At 61.0% G+C, this 15,945-nt stretch carries 12 protein-coding genes and 1 pseudogene; 4 read left to right on the plus strand and 9 right to left on the minus strand.

Annotation, left to right across the window (positions count from 1 at the left end):
* Positions 1–7: 7 nt before the first annotated feature.
* From tssG to tssA, 7 genes and pseudogenes are all read right to left on the minus strand, one after another.
* The gene (gene tssG / locus FNU76_RS03180; RefSeq protein ID WP_143856363.1) at positions 8–1,036 is read right to left on the minus strand and encodes a type VI secretion system baseplate subunit TssG; all 1,029 of its coding nucleotides are present in this window, start codon (positions 1,034–1,036) and stop codon (positions 8–10) included.
* Positions 1,021–2,894, minus strand: a pseudogene (gene tssF, locus FNU76_RS03185) (type VI secretion system baseplate subunit TssF). The gene tssG and the pseudogene tssF overlap by 16 nt, the downstream one beginning before the upstream one ends.
* The gene (gene tssE, locus FNU76_RS03190; protein WP_143856364.1) at positions 2,891–3,388 is read right to left on the minus strand and encodes a type VI secretion system baseplate subunit TssE; all 498 of its coding nucleotides are present in this window, start codon (positions 3,386–3,388) and stop codon (positions 2,891–2,893) included. The pseudogene tssF and the gene tssE overlap by 4 nt, the downstream one beginning before the upstream one ends.
* Positions 3,389–3,493: 105 nt before the next feature.
* A complete protein-coding gene (locus FNU76_RS03195; protein ID WP_143856365.1) occupies positions 3,494–3,979 on the minus strand; it encodes an Hcp family type VI secretion system effector in 486 nt (161 codons plus the stop codon).
* A 119-nt stretch (positions 3,980–4,098) separates the two neighbouring features.
* A complete protein-coding gene (gene tssC, locus FNU76_RS03200; RefSeq protein ID WP_143856366.1) occupies positions 4,099–5,598 on the minus strand; it encodes a type VI secretion system contractile sheath large subunit in 1,500 nt (499 codons plus the stop codon).
* A 30-nt stretch (positions 5,599–5,628) separates the two neighbouring features.
* On the minus strand, positions 5,629–6,144 hold the full coding sequence (gene tssB / locus FNU76_RS03205) for a type VI secretion system contractile sheath small subunit (protein WP_143856367.1): 516 nt from the start codon (positions 6,142–6,144) through the stop codon (positions 5,629–5,631).
* A 47-nt stretch (positions 6,145–6,191) separates the two neighbouring features.
* The gene (gene tssA / locus FNU76_RS03210) at positions 6,192–7,226 is read right to left on the minus strand and encodes a type VI secretion system protein TssA (protein WP_143856368.1); all 1,035 of its coding nucleotides are present in this window, start codon (positions 7,224–7,226) and stop codon (positions 6,192–6,194) included.
* A gap of 300 nt (positions 7,227–7,526) precedes the next feature.
* Here tssA and FNU76_RS03215 point away from each other — a divergent pair, with 300 nt between their 5' ends.
* Positions 7,527–9,254 carry a sensor histidine kinase gene (locus FNU76_RS03215; protein ID WP_143856369.1) on the plus strand — a complete coding sequence of 576 codons (1,728 nt, stop codon included), beginning with the start codon at positions 7,527–7,529 and terminating at the stop codon, positions 9,252–9,254.
* On the opposite strand, the gene FNU76_RS03220 is transcribed toward FNU76_RS03215, so the two are convergent.
* The gene (locus FNU76_RS03220; protein WP_143856370.1) at positions 9,230–9,892 is read right to left on the minus strand and encodes a response regulator transcription factor; all 663 of its coding nucleotides are present in this window, start codon (positions 9,890–9,892) and stop codon (positions 9,230–9,232) included. The two genes, FNU76_RS03215 and FNU76_RS03220, sit on opposite strands and share 25 nt — an antisense overlap.
* 198 nt (positions 9,893–10,090) lie before the next feature.
* Between FNU76_RS03220 and FNU76_RS03225 the strand changes: the two genes are divergently transcribed.
* The 3 genes from FNU76_RS03225 (at position 10,091) to FNU76_RS03235 (ending at position 14,577) form a co-directional block, all read left to right on the plus strand.
* Positions 10,091–10,285, plus strand: a complete 195-nt coding sequence (locus FNU76_RS03225; protein ID WP_143856371.1) for a hypothetical protein — start codon at positions 10,091–10,093, stop codon at positions 10,283–10,285.
* 209 nt (positions 10,286–10,494) lie between these two features.
* Complete coding sequence (locus tag FNU76_RS24845; protein ID WP_143856372.1) at positions 10,495–13,470, plus strand: collagenase; 2,976 nt, start codon at positions 10,495–10,497, stop codon at positions 13,468–13,470.
* A 243-nt stretch (positions 13,471–13,713) separates the two neighbouring features.
* On the plus strand, positions 13,714–14,577 hold the full coding sequence (locus FNU76_RS03235) for a leucine-rich repeat domain-containing protein (protein ID WP_143856373.1): 864 nt from the start codon (positions 13,714–13,716) through the stop codon (positions 14,575–14,577).
* Between the two features lie 18 nt (positions 14,578–14,595).
* Here the strand turns inward: FNU76_RS03235 and FNU76_RS03240 are convergent, their stop codons facing one another.
* Positions 14,596–15,888, minus strand: coding sequence for a DUF6630 family protein (locus tag FNU76_RS03240; RefSeq protein WP_143856374.1), 1,293 nt, complete (start codon positions 15,886–15,888; stop codon positions 14,596–14,598).
* Between the last annotated feature and the right edge of the window lie 57 nt (positions 15,889–15,945).

Consider the following 15,945-nt stretch of genomic DNA (forward strand, 5'->3'; position numbering starts at 1 on the left):
GGCTTCCTTATCCTGGTCCGCCACGCGGTTTGATCAATAGCCGCCTGGCGCTTTCCTTTGCGCTACCCGCCGCCAGCCAGGTCCCCAGACCCATGCCGGCCCCGTCCCCCAAACGCGTCCCCTTGATCGCCGCCGGCTTGAGCCGCAATTCCACATCCCAATCCAGTGCGTGCCCCACGTACTGGCGTACCCAGGCTTGTAGACGTGAAAAGCTGGCGCCGCCCGGCAACAGGCGGTCGTAGTCGGCCTGGTCCAGGGGACCGATCACGATGCGGAATTTGTGCTGGCAATCCCACACCTTCTTACCCAGCACGCAGCCCTTGCCCAGGGTGGACGAGCCGCCCCTGGCGCCCAGCCGGGTATGAGCCTTGGCCGGCAACGCCAGCCATTGCCCGACGAATTGCTCGATGGCCACGGGCAGGCCGAAGTATTGCGAGAGCAGCAGCGCCAGGCCGGCGGCATGGCGGGTCTTGCCGGCCAGCAATCCGGTAAAATGCAGGTGGTCCTGCTCGTGCGCGCATTGCCGCGCCGCATCCGGCAGCGATGCCCTTGCGCTTTGACCGGACAAGCTGCCCAGGTAGTCGGCGAAGCGATCGTCGTCGGGCCGGTCGCGGCTGATCACCGGCTGGCTGCTGGCCCAGCTCCGATAAAGCAGGCTGAGGATGCGGTGGTGGAAGATGTCCAGAAAGGCTGCCAGCGTGTGATCGCCGGCGTGATGCTGCCGCTCGCGCACGTACTCGGTCAGGTGCAAGGGCATCGGGCCGTCCGCACCCAGCAGACCCAGCAGATTGACCGCCAGCCGGGCCGGCCGCTCGCCGGCGCGCCGGTACGGCCCCAAGGGGGTGGACTGGAAGCACAGTTCGGCATCCTGCCCCAGCCGCAGCGCATCGTCGGCGGGACGGAAGGACTGGCCCAGCCTCGGCTTGTCGCGGTGGGCGCGCTCCAGCAGACGCATCGCCTGGTAGAAGTCGAAGCGGTGCGAGGATTTTTCCAGGCGATCGGCCAAATGCTCGGCGCGATTCACAGTAGCTGACATAGTCCCGCCCTCGCCGGCCAGCGCATGATCTCGCCGCGCGCCACGGTCCTTACCACGGTTTCGGTAAAGCTATTGATCGATACATAGAGGGCGAAGAAACGCTGCAATACCGCCCCCAGCAGAAAGGCCCCGCGCCTTCGAACGCATCGTCGTCAAAGGTAATGGTCAGCTCGACGCCGCGGCCGAAGCTGATTGGCCCCTTGCTGGGCAGATGGCGGGTGACCGGGCGGGAGGCGATGCTGCGCAATCCATCGATCTGGCGCTGCGCCGCCATATCATGGGGCAGGCAATACAGCCCCAGTAGTTCGCGCAGGGTGCGTGCGCCCGCTTGCGGATCGGATTCCAGCAGCGAGAGATAGTTGAGCGAAAGATGGTTGAGCAGCCGCCACGATATCGCCCCGTCGGCCAGGGCCGGGCGCGGCTGGCTCGGTCCGGCCAGGCAGCGAAGCGCCGTCACCGGCAGCTCGGTCTCCAGGGTGAAGTCAGCGGCGCCCACCCCGACCGGCATCTGCAAGGGCAGGTCGCGATTGGTACACAGCAACTCCAGCCCCAGCTGGCGCAACTCGCCCTGGCCGGGGGCTTCGGCCGCATCCACCAGGGCGATGAACAGTTCACTGCCCAGGTAGCTGGAACGGGCGCCCTGGCGACGCGGTGTTTCCGCCGGTAGACGCGGTTCGCGCCGGAGTTGGTAGAAGGCTTCCGCGCTGCCCGGACGGTGATCGCGGGCGCAATGGAACGGCAGGAAGGGCTGGGGGGTGGCGTTGCCGGCCTGGTAGCCGCTGACCGATTCCACCCGGTAGACCTCGAAGTCCAGCGGGCGGGTGCGGTCGGCCAGCACCTGGTATTCGAACTGTTCGTCGGAGATGGCTATCCGGTCGGCCCGGCGCGGGAAAAGATTGATGGCCGGCGTGCAATGCAGGGCGAAATGCGAGCCGTTCAGCCCCTGCTCCAATTGCGGGTCGTGCCGGTCCAGGAGCAGCAGCAATTCGAACTCGCTCTCCTCACAGCGCCGCAACGCGGTATTGAGGCCGGCCAATTCGACAAACAGGAAGCGTTGCGGAAAGGCAAAGTATTCCTGCAGCAGCCGATAACCCTGGAAAGACTGGCGCGACGGCGGCAACAGCGCTTCATCCTCGTCGAATCCCACCGGGCGCAAGGCGTCATCCGGCAGGCGGGCATGCCAGTCCACCGGCCGTTGCGTCGGCAGCACCAGCACGGCAGCGACATGGGCCAGCAATTGTTCGTATAGCCGTTCCGGAATGCCTTCGCTGCCGCGCAGATGCAGTTGCAGGGTATCGAGCTTGAGCTGGTTCGCCGCCAGTCCGCCGCCCACCCGCAGGCGTAAGCGGATTCCGGCCTTCAAATTGGGCGGCAGCTCCGCATCCACGCCGCCGATGGCGCCGCCGAAACTGAAATAGCTGGCCGAGACCAGGCTCAAAGGCCATAGCGTCATGGCATGCGCGCTACGGTATTCGCAACGGGTGCTGCCCACCTTGTCGAGCAGGCTGTGCATGGCCGTGCCGCGTGGGACGGCCACGCCATCGCCCAAGGCGGGATTGCTCAGGTCGGGCTGCAGCTGCACCACCGCCATCGACGGCGTCGGCGTCAGGTAATGGGGATAGACCAGCTCGGTCAGATGCTGGGTAAAGCGGGGAAACTGGGCGTCCAGCTTCATTTGTACGCGTGCGGTCAGGAAACTGAAGCCTTCCAGCAGGCGCTCGACATAGGGGTCGGCGCATTCGAAGCGCTCCAGGCCCAAACGCGCGGCAACCTTGGGAAAGGCTTCGGCGAACTCGCCGCCCATTTCGCGCAGATGCTGCAGCTCCTGGCTGTAATACTTGAGCAGGGTCGGGTTCATGGCGTGTGCTCATGCAGGCGGACCTGGCCTACTTCCAGGTCCAGGTCGGTCTTGAAGTAGAGCCGCTCCGGATAGGGCTGCGCCCATAGATCACCTTCGATCAGGTAGGACACGCAATTGTTGGCATCGCCCATATTGATCGCACTGACCTTCAGGCTATCGGGCATGATCCTCGGCTCGAACACGCGGATTGCCTCGGCGATGGCCTCCGCCAGACGCGCCGACTTCATCCCGGAGGCCGTCTTGCCGGCGAGTTCCGGCATGCCGAAATTCAGCACCGACTGCCGTACCGGCGCAAAGTCGGACAGATCGAGCCGGCTTTGCAGGTGGGTGGTGTTCAATAGGTGGGTCAGGTCACGCCGTACGCTTTGCCGCAGCTGCCGCATAGACAGCACCCGGCTCTCGCGCGACTCGTGGCGCTGCTCCGGTTCGAGATCGGTAAGACGGTCCAGCAGCGAGGGCTGCAGCCGGTCTTTGCTGCTGAGTTCGGCCATGGCGGGAGGGGCTTTGGGTGAGCAATGATAGGGACGCGCTAGCGGCGACGGGGCAAACGGGCAGGCAACCGCCCGCCCGTGCTCACTTCAATGACGCAGAATCCATTAAACGGATTTGTTGGCCGGAATATTCCACTTGGCTTCCGTGCCCGCTTTGGCGTTGCCCGCTGCATCCTGGATCTTGTATTGGATATGGAAGCTGGCGAAGTTCAGCGAGAAGTTCTCGGTAAAGCGATCTTCACCACCGCTGCCACCGGTCGAATAGGACGAAACCAGCACGTCCTTCAGGGTGATCGTGTAGTAGTCGATCGGCGATGTACCCGCTGCCTTGCGCACGCTCAGAATCACTTCGGGGAGGTGTTCGCCCTTGCAGGCGCAGAGCACCAGCAAGGGGCTGGCGTTGTCGGTGTACTTGGTGAAGGAGATATCCTGGATACCTACCTTGCCGGCGCCGCCGCCGGTACCGCTGTGCATGGTGCCGGACTGGGTCAGGCCCCAGCTCCAGGCCAGGATTTCCATTTCTTCCTTGTGGCCTTCATTCTGCGATTCGCCGGGAATGGATTGGATCTTCAGATGGATATCTACTGCCATGGTGCTCTCCTGTGGGTTCCCGTGTGGAACGTTCAAACCTTGTCGTTTTTAGGGCCCGCCGCTGATGGCGACGGGGTGAGACCGGGTGCCGGTGAGCTGGCCCCCTTTAAGAAACCGCCTTACGCACCCTTGGCGGACGGCAGCTTCGAGACCAGCCGCAAGGAGACCGTCAGGCCCTCCAGCTGGTAGTGCGGCTTCAGATAGAACTTGGAGGTGTAGTAGCCGGGATTGCCCTCGACCTCTTCCACCACCACTTGCGCGTCGGTGAGGGGCTTGCGCGCCTTGGTCTCGTCCGACGAGTGCAGCGGCGAGGCATCGACGTAGTTGATGATCCAGTTCTGCAACCAGCGCTGCATATCGTCCCTGCCCTTGAACGAACCGACCTTGTCGCGGACGATGCACTTGAGGTAATGGGCAAAGCGGTTGCAGGCGAACAGGTAGGGCAGCCGCGCCGCCAGATTGGCGTTGGCGGTGGCGTCCGGGTCGTCGTATTCGGCCGGCTTGTGCAGCGACTGCGCGCCGATAAAGGCCGCCACGTCCGAATTCTTCATATGCACCAGCGGCATAAAGCCGTTCTTGGCCAGCTCGGCCTCGCGCCGGTCGCTGATGGCGATCTCGGTCGGGCACTTGCTGTCCACACCGCCGTCGTCGGTCGGGAACACATGCATGGGCAGGCCATCCACCGCACCGCCCGACTCGATGCCGCGAATCTGCGAGCACCAGCCATAGGTCTTGAAGGAGCGGTTGATATTGACCGCCATGGCGTAGGCCGAATTGGCCCAGCAATAGTGGTTGCTGTTGGCGCCGGCGGTGTCTTCCTCGAAGCTGAATTCCTCCACCGGGTTGGTCTTGGCGCCATAGGGCGAGCGGGCCAGGAAGCGCGGCATGGCCAGGCCGATATAGCGCGAATCCTCCGACTCGCGCAGCGAGCGCCAGCCGGCGTGTTCGGGGGTCTGGAACAGCTTGGTCAGGTCGCGTGGATTGGCCAGCTCCTGCCAGCTTTCCATCAGCATCACCGCCGGCGCCGCCGCAGCGAAGAAAGGGGCGTGGGCAGCGGCGCTGATCTTGGCGACCTGGGTCAGCAGGTCCACGTCAGGACCGCTGTTGTCGAAGTAATAATCGGCCACCAGCGCGCCATAGGGCTCGCCGCCGAACTGGCCGTATTCCTCTTCGTACAGCTTCTTGAACATCGGGCTCTGGTCCCAGGCGGCCCCTTTGTACTTCTTCAGGTTCTTGTGCAGCTCGTTCTTGCCGACATTCATCACCCGGATCTTCAAGGACTCATCCGTCTCGGTATTGCCCACCAGATAGTGCAGGCCCCGCCAGGCGCTTTCCACGGCCTGGAATTGCGGGCAGTGGAGAATCTCGTTGATCTGGCCGGTCAGCTTCAGGTCGATCTGGGCGATCAAGGCTTCCACCGTGCCCAGCACATCGGACGACACCAGGCTGGCATCGCGCAGCGCCTGCTCGGACAGGGTGCGCACCGCTTGTTCGACCGCCTCCTGCGCCTTGTCGGTACGCGGCTTGAATTCCTTTTGCAGCAGGCTGGCAAAGTCGTCCGTCCCCAGGACGGCTTCCGCGCCGGCCGCTTGTTCCAGTGTTGCGCTTGCTTCATTCATCGTTTCGGCTCCCTCGGCAATGGCTTCGATTTATTCCTGCGGTGCGGCGGTTTCTGCCTTGGGCGCGGCGCTAAGACTCTGCATCAAGGCCGGATCGGCCAGGAGGCGGGCGATCAGCTCCTCCGCACCGGTCTTGCCGTCCATATAGGTCAGCAGATTGGACAGCTGGCTACGTGCCTCCAGCAGCAGGCGCAGGGGCTCGACCTTGCGGGCGATGGCCGCCGGCAGGAAGTCGTCCATGCTCTCGAAGGTGATATCGATGCCGAGATTGCCTTCTCCGGTCAGCGTATTGGGCAATTGCGCCGCCACGCGCGGCTTGATCGACTTCAGGCGTTCATCGAAGTTGTCGCTATCGATTTCAAGGAATTTGCGCTCGGCCAGCGGCGGCAGGGGTTCCACCGGCTGACCGGACAGATCGGACAACACCCCCATGATAAAAGGCAGGTTGACCTTCTTTTCCGCGCCATACAGTTCAACGTCGTATTCGATCTGTACCCGTGGCGCGCGGGTACGGGCGATGAATTTCTGGCTGCTTTCCTTGGCCATGAATGAGCTCCCGAGTGGATGGAATTGTTATTGGAGAGGGATGTGTTTCAGCCTGGGCTGGTGCCGCCCAGCTGATGGATGCCGCCCAGGCTTTCCGGGGCGAGGTCGGCAAGGATCTCGACGAAGTTCATCGGTACCAGCCGGCGAGCGCGTTTGAGCAATATCGGGATGGGGCTGGATGGCTCCTGCCGCTCGTAGTAAGCGCAGATCTGTTCCAGCATGTGCAGCACATCGTCGCGGCCCGAGACTTCGCCGGGCCGCCGGCTCGGCGCCTCGGACACCACGTCGGTGACCGAATCGACCAGGGCAGGTGCGCTGGCCGGTCCGGTGCGATCGACACGGCGGGCAAGCTGGTGGTCGATTTCGCTACGGGCGCGCCGTAAGGCTTCATGCAACACGGCGAAATTGAGCGCCTTGCCATAGCCGACCCGCTCGGTCAGCAAGGCCTCGATGCGACCGATCGAATCGCAACAGACCGACAAGGCGGTCGCCGTGGCTGCCAGGCTGGGCAGCGCCACATCCAGGCAGACGGCATCGATCTCGGCTTGGCTGAGCTGCGCCGCGCCTTCGGCCAAGCTCAGGTGACCCGCGATCACATCGATATCGCGCAGGGTGACGGTACCGCAGGCGCGCGAGTCGGCCAGCGCGACGGTGCGCAACTCGGCGACCATGCCGGCGCCATTGCTCAACAACAACAGGGCATTGAGCCGGGCGGTGGGATCGAGCGCATCGTCGGGGTCCAGTTGCGGATGGAGCTGGTCCCAATGGCGCGCCAGCAGGCCTTCCAACAGGACCAGGCCATCGGCGAAGCCGGCCATGCCATGGCGGTGCAGCAGGGCGCGGCACAATTGGCCGGCAATGCGCAGATCGTGGCTGCGGCCCGACAAGGCTAGCGCCAGGCGTTCGACCGCCTGCCAGTCCGGCCCTTCCGCCACCTGCATGGTGCGGCCGTACTCGACTTCCGGCTTACCCTGCAGCAGACGGTTCAGCTCGATGGCATCGGGGTGGTATTCCAGGTCCTCGCCGCAGGGTGCGTCGCTTGATATGTCCTGCAGCAAGGTTTCGATATCGAGTACAGGCATGGCGGGAACGGCTCGGATAGGTTGAAATTTCCGTCCGCCATCCCGCTTCGCCCGCCGCCATGGCAGCGTCCGCGGCCGGCAGCAAGGGCGTCAGGCACGTATTCACCTTACCCGATCGCCTTTCCCGCTCCACTTATACGGAAGTATAGGGATGCCCTAAACACGCCAAGCTCAGGCAAGCTGGGAACCTCAAACGACAATGCCACTGCGCTGAGCCATTCCGTTTCCCCGCCGCGGCCGCCGGCCCCGCCTGCGCCCGCCCGGGGAAAGATCAGCCTATCCCCATGAAAATAAGAAAATATGCACATCGAAAATGCCATTACCACCGAGCAGGCACGCCACCTGCATCGCAATACCCCCATCGTCGTACTGACCAATGTCGTGGGTGCGGCGGTCGTCTCCGCCGTCTACCTGGACACCATCGAACCGTCCGCCCTCCTGCCCTGGCTGTTGGCCTTTCTGCTACAGACCTGCTACCGCCTCGGCTTGTGGCATCGTTTTAGACACAGCGACTTCCGCCCCTCGGTTGCCCACTACTGGTTCCGCCTATCCTTGATCGGCAGCCTGTTCGCAGTGGCGCTCTGGTCGCTGGGCATGTTGCTGTTCTTCACCATCGGCAGCTTCATGCAGCATTTCGCCTTCTGGTGCGTCACCATGCTGGTGGGCGTTTCGTCCACCTTCACGCAGGGACCCCACTATCCGCGACGTTTTCTGCTCGGCTACTTCCCCTTGCTGATCCCGCTGATCTGCCTGATGGTCCACGCCGAGGTCATCTGCTGTGGCGTGCTGAGCGCCATCGCGGGTTTCGCGCTATTGCTGCTGTTCTATGCGCAACGCTTCAACAAGCTGTTGACCGATTCGCTCCAGCTGCGCTTCGAGAACCTGGACCTGGTCAACCAACTCAGGGCGCAGAAGAAGATCGCCGAAACGGCCAATATGGCCAAGTCGCGTTTTCTGGCGGCCGCCAGCCATGACCTGCGCCAGCCCATCCACGCGCTCAGCATCCACCTGCAATCCCTGGCCGCCTGCACGCTCCCGGCCAAGGCCGAAGCCTTGGTCAACGATGCCAGCGAATGCTGTGACAGCATGAACGATCTATTCCGCAGCCTGCTTGACGTATCCCGGCTGGATTCGCAGGCGGTGCAGCCCCTGTACAGCAGCTTTGCGCTGCAACCCCTGCTTGAGCGCCTGGTGAGCGAATACCGTCCACAGGCCCAGGCCAAGTCGGTCGCACTGAGCCTGCGGCCCTGCCGGGCGTGGGTACACAGCGACCCCACCCTGGTGGAGCGCGTCCTGCGCAATCTGATCTCCAATGCGGTGCGCTATACCCAGGCGGGCCGCATCATCGTCGGCTGCCGGCGCCAGGGCAATGCGGTACGGCTTGGGGTATATGACAGCGGCCAAGGGATAGCTGCCGATCAGCAGGCCCTGATCTTCGAAGAGTTCTACCAGATCAACAAAGGCAGCAGCCATTCCGCCCACGGGCTGGGATTGGGTCTGAATATCGTGCAGCGCATGACCCAGTTGCTGGGCAGCCAGGTCACCGTACGCTCCATACCGGAACGGGGCAGCGCGTTCAGCTTTGTGCTGCCCCTGGCCAGCACGGAACAGACGCGGACCAGCGCCTTGCCGGCCACGGCCGTGCGCTTCCGTCCCCTGGAGGACGCATTGATCGTCGTGATCGGCCGAGGCGGACGCGTGGCGGAAATCGCCGCCGCCCTCAAGGCGGCCAGGCGCTGCCATGTGATCGCCACCGAGACCAGCCAGCAGGCGCTGGAATGCCTGAGCAACTGCACCTTGGTGCCTTGTGCGCTGATCTGTTGCGCGGCCGACAGCGACCAGGCGATCAGGCGTCTGCGCGACGAGTTCAATCAAGCCATCCCGGCGCTGATACTACCCGGCGAGGAATCCCGGACCGGGTGCGAAGCCATGGACGATACCGTGGTCCTGCCCGAATCCACCTCCATCTCCACGCTGTTGCAGACCCTGCGCAGATTGGAGGATCAGGTGGCATGCTCCATGGTATAGAGCCCCAGGCGCCGTGCCATCAGCACGGCCTGGGTGCGATTGACGACATTCAGGGCGCGGAACACCGAAGAAACATGCACCTTGACGGTGATTTCCGCCAGCCCCAGGCGCAGGCTGATTTCCTTGTTGGAATAGCCCTTGGACAACATCATCACGATCTCCCGCTGGCGCGGCGTCAGCGATACCAAGGGCGCCCCCGCGCCGATATCCTCGCCCTGGGCGGTGACCCACTTCGGCGCGCCGATGCCGCCGCGCACCACCTGCTGGACGATATCGGTCATCACGTCCATCGCCACCGCCTTGGAAACGAAGGCGCGCACGCCGGCACTCAGTGCCGCGGTCGCCTCGCGCCTATCCTCCGACGCCGAGACGGCGATAATGGCCAAGCCTTCCCATTTGCGCCGGAAGGCCACAATGGCATCCACCCCGCACAAACCCGGCAAGCCCATATCCAGCAGCAACACCGCCGGCAGCTCGTGTTCGGCCGCAAGCCGCAGGCCCTCCTCCGCGCTATGGGTACTCTTTATCTGGTAACCCGGCAGGCAGTCTTGCAGTAGGCGGGTCAATGCTTCTCTATACAAGGGGTGATCTTCGACGATCAAAGCGATCTGCATGGCGATTGGCGCTGTGTTGAACATTCCTGTTTTGATAAACCGGCAGAAAAAAGACCTGCCCCCCCTCTAGCGCTACATGCCTATCAAGCATTTGCGTTTTTATTTATTATTTCGGCAATATTACGCTGCGTCAGCCCGATGTAAGCAGAATTTGCGCACCTGCCAGTTTTTGGCATTTTTCATACGGTCCTCGGACCGGCCAACCTCCACCGGAGCAACAGCATGGCCCTGAAAGTCCCCAAACCCCGCAACCCGTTCGCCATGGCCGCCAGCCGGCGACATGCCGGCGTGCATGACAAGGGTGGCAAGATAAAGCGACGCGATGCGCGGCAAAGTCTGCGGCAGGCACTGAAACAAGGGCGGGAGGATTTTTCCCCGCCCTTTTTCTTTGTGCCGGCCTTGCCTGCATCGGGATAAGGACGGGGAAGGCTTTGGTGGGGATGAGACAGGTATGCAATATCACTTGACGCGAATATGACACATGCATATTCTGGGCGGCTATCGTTGCATAGCTCCGCCGATTATATTCCAAAAGCATCACACTGGCCGAAGAGCCGGTTGCCATAAAGGTCGGAGCAAGCTGGTCCAGCGGTAATTTTTTCTTCCTTACTGCCGGTGAACCCAATATGTCCAAGCCCAAGCTTATTCCGCAGTACACCCTGACCAGTCTTTTCGTCTGCGTCACCCTTGCCTTCAGCACCGCGCACGCCGAAGTCGCGCCGCCGAAAAACGCTAAACGCAAGCCCCAGCCGGTCAACACCATCGAGCACGACCATGACCATAGCCATGCCCCGCAGCAGGCCAACCGCCCCCCGGTGGCAGGTGCCATGCGCGGCGTGGCCGTGGAAAAATGCGATCCCGATGCACTGATCTCCTACCGTGGCAAAGCCCTGATCGAAAAGGTCAAGGTCGCCGACTGCTCGCGGGCCCTGTTCAATGTGCGCGCCACCACGGCCGCCATCCTGTTCAGCGAAACCCAGATGATGAGCATGGCCAGCGAGTTCCAGACCCTGGCCCGCTACTACGACGGCAGCAACGACAGCCACATCAACGATATTCAGGAATACATCCGGGCCGGCTACTTCTACCGCAGCAACAACAACTCCGGCTACAGCGATCAGCTGAAGGTGGCGATCCGGTCGGGACTGGAACTCTTGCTGGCTTCGTCCGGTTCGCGCGCCACCACCTGGCAGAACGGCGATGTGTTGCAAAGCGCCTACAAGATGATTACCCACATCAAGGACTTTGCTTACTTCCTGCCCATTACCCGCGGCAAGCTGGCCGAGGCCAGCGGTGACTTCATGAAGAAGAGTGGTACCGCCGCCGCGGTATTCGAGCTGCTGCGGCAGTACGGTGGCCAACCTTGGAGCGACAAGGACGCCCTGGCCGTGCTGAAGCGCGATGGCAGCTATGCCACCGCGCTGTCCGATTTCTACCAGCGCAATAACAACCTGCTCGGCACCGACCAGGAATACGTCCTGGGCGCCGCCGTCAACACCCTGGCCAGCTTCCTCGAAATCTCGGAACTGAAGACCCAGGTACGTCCCCTGGTGCGCAATGCCATCGGCAACGTGCAACTATTCGGCCGCGGCGAATCGATCTGGCTGAATGCCGCCCGCCAGATTCGCAGCTACGACGAGGACAACTGTAGTTATTACGGTACCTGCGGCGCCAAGGCCAAGTGGGAAGCCGCCGTACTGACCAGCTCGCGCAACTGTACCCCGACCATCAAGATCCTGTCGCAAGGCTACTCGCAGACCGACCTGACCAAAGCCTGCCAGCAGTTGCTGGATGAGGAAAAATTGTTCAGCTACTCGATGTTCGGCAATACCGACCCGAGCAAGAACAATATCATTCCGACCAAGAACAACGCTGGCCTGGAAGTGATCGCCTTCAAGAGCAAGGAAGAATATTCCAAGTACGGTTCGGCCATCTACGGCATCGACACCAACAACGGCGGCATCACCATGGAGGGTGATCCCTCCCAGCCTGGCAATGTGCAGCACTTCTATGCCTACCACAAAGAAGGCCAGCCGCTGATCTGGAACCTCAAGCACGAGTTCATCCACTACATCGACAACATCTACAACATCGAGAACTACGGCAAGGCCTACTGGTCCGGCCAGCCTATCGTCTGGTGGATGGAAGGCCTGGGTGAATACTTCTCGCTGGAGAACGACAACGCATCGGCCATCGAAGTAGGCAAGCGCAAGACCTATCCGCTCAGCACCATCTTCCGCAATTCCTATGAGATGGCCGACTACCAGGACCGCGCCTATCGCTGGGGCTACCTGGTGATGCGCTTTATGTTCGAGCGTCACCGCGCCGACGTCGAAGATATCGTCGCCAAGCTGCGGGCCGGCGAATACGATGCATACGGCAAGATCCTGTTCGAACGCATCGGCACCCGCTATGACAGCGAATTCAGCCAATGGCTGGATACGGTCAGCACCGGCGGCACCTTCGCCGGCGCCAGCTACGGCGGCGGCAAGAACAACGCCAAGGGCGGCAATACCGGTACCAGCACCGGGGGCGGCGGCAGCGGCAGCGGCAAGCCGATTCCCGGCACCGGCACCACCACCTTCGAGCAGAACAAGCCTTACAAGCATAACGACCAGGTGCTGTTCAACGGCCAACGCTATGCCCTGGTGGTCACGGTCGACGGCGCTACATCGACCACTTACCCCATGCCCGGCTATCTGGTCGCCCCCGGCGGCAAGACCTATCAGTCGCCGGACAAGCGGGTCATGGCCTACTGGACCAAGTCCGGCAACATGCCCGGCCAGTTCGACAGCAGCAAGCAGTACCGCCATAACGACGAAGTGATCTTCGACGGCAAGAACTACAGCATGGTGGTGTTGATCGATGGCAAGGTGGTCGGCGACTACGGCCTGTATGGCTCCAGCTGCGCACCGGGCAAGAACTACCGTAGCACCGATGGTCGCGTGTCGGCTTATTGGGTCGCCAGCACGGCGGGGACTGGAACTGGAACTGGAACTGGAACTGGAACTGGAACTGGAACTGGAACTGGAACTGGAACTGGAACTGGAACTGGAACTGGAACTGGAACTGGAACTGGAACTGGAACTGGAACTGGAACTGGAACTGGAACTGGAACTGGAACTGGAACTGGAACTGGAACTGGAACCGGTACTGGAACAGGAACCGGCACGACCACCTTCAGCATCTATCAACAGTACCGCCACGACGATCAGACCCAATGGAATGGCAAGAGCTACCGCTTTACCGTCACCTTGGACGGCAAGACGATCAGCGATTACGCGCTGTACGGCGGTAGCTGCGCACCAGCGGCTTGTCGGCCGGATAGCCCGTTCAGCAGCAGCGACGGACGGGTCAAGGCCCATTGGCAGGAAGCCGGCGGCAGCACGGGCACCAGCACCGGCAACTTCGACACGCATAGGCAATATCGCAACCAGGACCAGGTGTCGGTGAACGGCCGCAGCTATACCTTTAGCGTGGTGGTGGACGGCAAGCCGTCGACCGACTTTCCGCTCTATGGCGGTAGTTGCGAACCGGAGCGCTGCGGTGCGAGCAATCCTTTTGTCTCGTCCGACGCGCGTTCCAAGGCTTTCTGGTATTGATAGCAGTGCGCTGAGCGGCATCCAGGGTGGGCGGCACTGATGCTCCCCCGCCGGACACTTGCCTTCTGAAGCGAACGACCAAGCCCCGATATCGGGGCTTGGTCGTTTCCGGCTTATCCAGACATCCCAAAAACAATAGCGCAAAAATAAAACCCAAAGATTTATTTTTTGAATATCAATAGATTTATTTACTAGAGGAATTTCTGAAAATTATGCAATCAACGTATTTCAAGGAGGATATTCATGGAAAATATAGCTATTCGCACTGCATCGATCAATTCCACCACCGAATTAGATCATTTGCATGACGCGCCTGCGGAAGCGCAACTGCGGGATATCATCGCACGCATCGAAAGCAACGATGAAACATTGACTGAAGTAAGCATCGCCGGCACCTTTATGATAAGTGTGAAAAACATTGAGCAGCTTGGCGCTAAATTGTCGAAAAATAACATTGTCCACACGCTGCGCCTGACTGATTGCAATTTCGATTCCGAGTATTTGTGGGCATTTTTTTTAGAATTGAGCGAGAACAAGACCATCAAGAATCTTGACTTCAGCGAGAACCCGGATCTCGGCACGCACGGCATGCGTGCCTTGGAGGAGCGATTGAGTAAGCGGGGAAGTCCTTGCTTGAACAGTTTGGCATTGAGAGAGTGCGAAATAACGCCATCTCACATTGGTAAACTCCACCACTGCATGCAGGTAAAGCATCTGGACCTGGGGCTTAACCTACTCTCCGATCCGGGCGTGGAGGTATTGGCCGGTAGCAAATCAGGCCTGCTGGAGTCGTTGAATTTAGACTGCAATGATATCTCCGATGCCAGTATTCATGCATTGATCACGCTTGCCGAAAAAACGCCGTCCCTGATAAAAATATCCTTGCGTGGCAATCCAGGCATCAGCCATGCCCAAATGGCCGAATTGACTGCCGTACTAGAAAGAAATTCCGCATCCGGACCCCGCAAGCGGGCACGTAGCGACCAAACGGATTATAATCTGGAACATAAATTATTCAAATTCGGGTTGAATAATGTACGCGCCAGATCGGCAACGGAGAGGCAGCAGGCTCATATTAGGCGTGAAGAACTCAATGACAACACCTGAACTAATCCGCCACGAAAATCAACGCCATGCGGCTTCGTCCATAACGTCCACAGACAGCTGCTCGCATAATTCAAGGAATTGCACTTCATCCTCGGCACGGACGCAAACGGCCTGCCACGCATCGCCGCCGTCATCCACGACTACCAGCCGCTTGCCGTGCTCGGCCAGCCAAGCCGTCAGGGCCGAAAGCAGTGCGCTGCAACGGGCAGGGCCTTCGGGCGGCGCGGGGGGCGCCACAAATGGCGGTAGCCCGCGAGCCACGCACAGCTGTTCCGCTTGGTGGGCCAGTGTCGCATCGTCCTTGAGGTCGGCAAACGTCCCCATTCCCAAGGCGGACAGCGCTTCCATGACCGAGCCCAGCTCCGGCATGGTCTTGCGTTTACCCAATGCCATTCTCGCCGCAGCCGTCGCGGTGGCGTCGTCGCCGCATGCCAGCTCTACCCAGCGGGCGTAGGCTTCCGCCGGCTTGAGGGAATGGACTTTCCTGGGTGCGAGCTGGGGAATAAAAGGCAGCTCCGGCCCCGCGCCAATACCGCAAGCTCGCCAGGCGTCGCGCGTGTCGCGGATATGTGCGCGGTAGTAGGCGACCAACTCGCGGGGATAAAACAGTTGGTCACGGAATGGCGTGTCGTCGATATCGTAAGCACAAACGGCCAAACCGGCATTGATAGGCAAATGGGTGAATGCCGACACCTGCTCGGAAAAATGCTCGCGATAGCCATACGGCTTCATGAGCTTGGGCCAGTTGCCCATAAACGATGCCAGGGCGGACTGTCGCTTCGCTTCCTCCCCGACTATGGCCGTGATGACCGGTATCTCGTATCCATCCTGGTTGCGCTGCGGCTGGTATTTTTTCGCGTAGGCGTAATGCGGGACGAAGGCCTTCAGCAAGATATCGAACAAGACGGGACCATCGGCCAGATCGAGCCACTCGTCGATGCGCTGTAGTTCGGTACCTACTTTGTCAAAGCATACCAGCGCGAACAGGAATGGGTATCCCCACGGTTCGGATGAATAAAGTCGCAGCTTATGGTCTGGAAAGTAAAACGACGATAGCTGCTGAGCATGCCTCATCGCCGGCAGCAGTTCGCTCATAAAGTAATGGGCAAGCTCGTCGATCGCGTCGCCACGGGCGTAACGTTTGAGAAAAACGTCCATCTGTTTCTTGAAGAGGGAGAGCAAATCGTACTGATGCGGGTCGTCGCGCTCCGTTTCGGCCCGTTTGATCTTTAGGGCGATCGCGCGTTCTTCGGATGCGATTCCCTCGTTCAGCGAGGCTATCGTGGTGCTAGGGTTTCTCAGGTTTGCCATTGGGGGGAATTTCAAGCAAAACGAGATAGTAGCGGGTAATCGGTGACACGGATCATC

The sequence above is a fragment of the Chitinimonas arctica genome, from assembly GCF_007431345.1.
Classification (GTDB): Bacteria; Pseudomonadota; Gammaproteobacteria; order Burkholderiales; family Chitinimonadaceae; genus Chitinimonas; species Chitinimonas arctica.

Bases quoted from the DNA above. Each gene is read 5' to 3' on its own strand.
- FNU76_RS24845 (WP_143856372.1), top strand. From the start codon at position 10,495: ATGTCCAAGCCCAAGCTTATTCCGCAGTACACCCTGACCAGTCTTTTC.
- FNU76_RS03225 (WP_143856371.1), top strand. From the start codon at position 10,091: ATGGCCCTGAAAGTCCCCAAACCCCGCAACCCGTTCGCCATGGCCGCC.
- FNU76_RS03215 (WP_143856369.1), top strand. From the start codon at position 7,527: ATGCACATCGAAAATGCCATTACCACCGAGCAGGCACGCCACCTGCAT.
- tssB (WP_143856367.1), bottom strand. From the start codon at position 6,144: ATGGCCAAGGAAAGCAGCCAGAAATTCATCGCCCGTACCCGCGCGCCA.
- FNU76_RS03220 (WP_143856370.1), bottom strand. From the start codon at position 9,892: ATGTTCAACACAGCGCCAATCGCCATGCAGATCGCTTTGATCGTCGAA.
- tssC (WP_143856366.1), bottom strand. From the start codon at position 5,598: ATGAATGAAGCAAGCGCAACACTGGAACAAGCGGCCGGCGCGGAAGCC.
- tssA (WP_143856368.1), bottom strand. From the start codon at position 7,226: ATGCCTGTACTCGATATCGAAACCTTGCTGCAGGACATATCAAGCGAC.
- tssG (WP_143856363.1), bottom strand. From the start codon at position 1,036: ATGTCAGCTACTGTGAATCGCGCCGAGCATTTGGCCGATCGCCTGGAA.
- FNU76_RS03240 (WP_143856374.1), bottom strand. From the start codon at position 15,888: ATGGCAAACCTGAGAAACCCTAGCACCACGATAGCCTCGCTGAACGAG.
- FNU76_RS03235 (WP_143856373.1), top strand. From the start codon at position 13,714: ATGGAAAATATAGCTATTCGCACTGCATCGATCAATTCCACCACCGAA.
- FNU76_RS03195 (WP_143856365.1), bottom strand. From the start codon at position 3,979: ATGGCAGTAGATATCCATCTGAAGATCCAATCCATTCCCGGCGAATCG.
- tssE (WP_143856364.1), bottom strand. From the start codon at position 3,388: ATGGCCGAACTCAGCAGCAAAGACCGGCTGCAGCCCTCGCTGCTGGAC.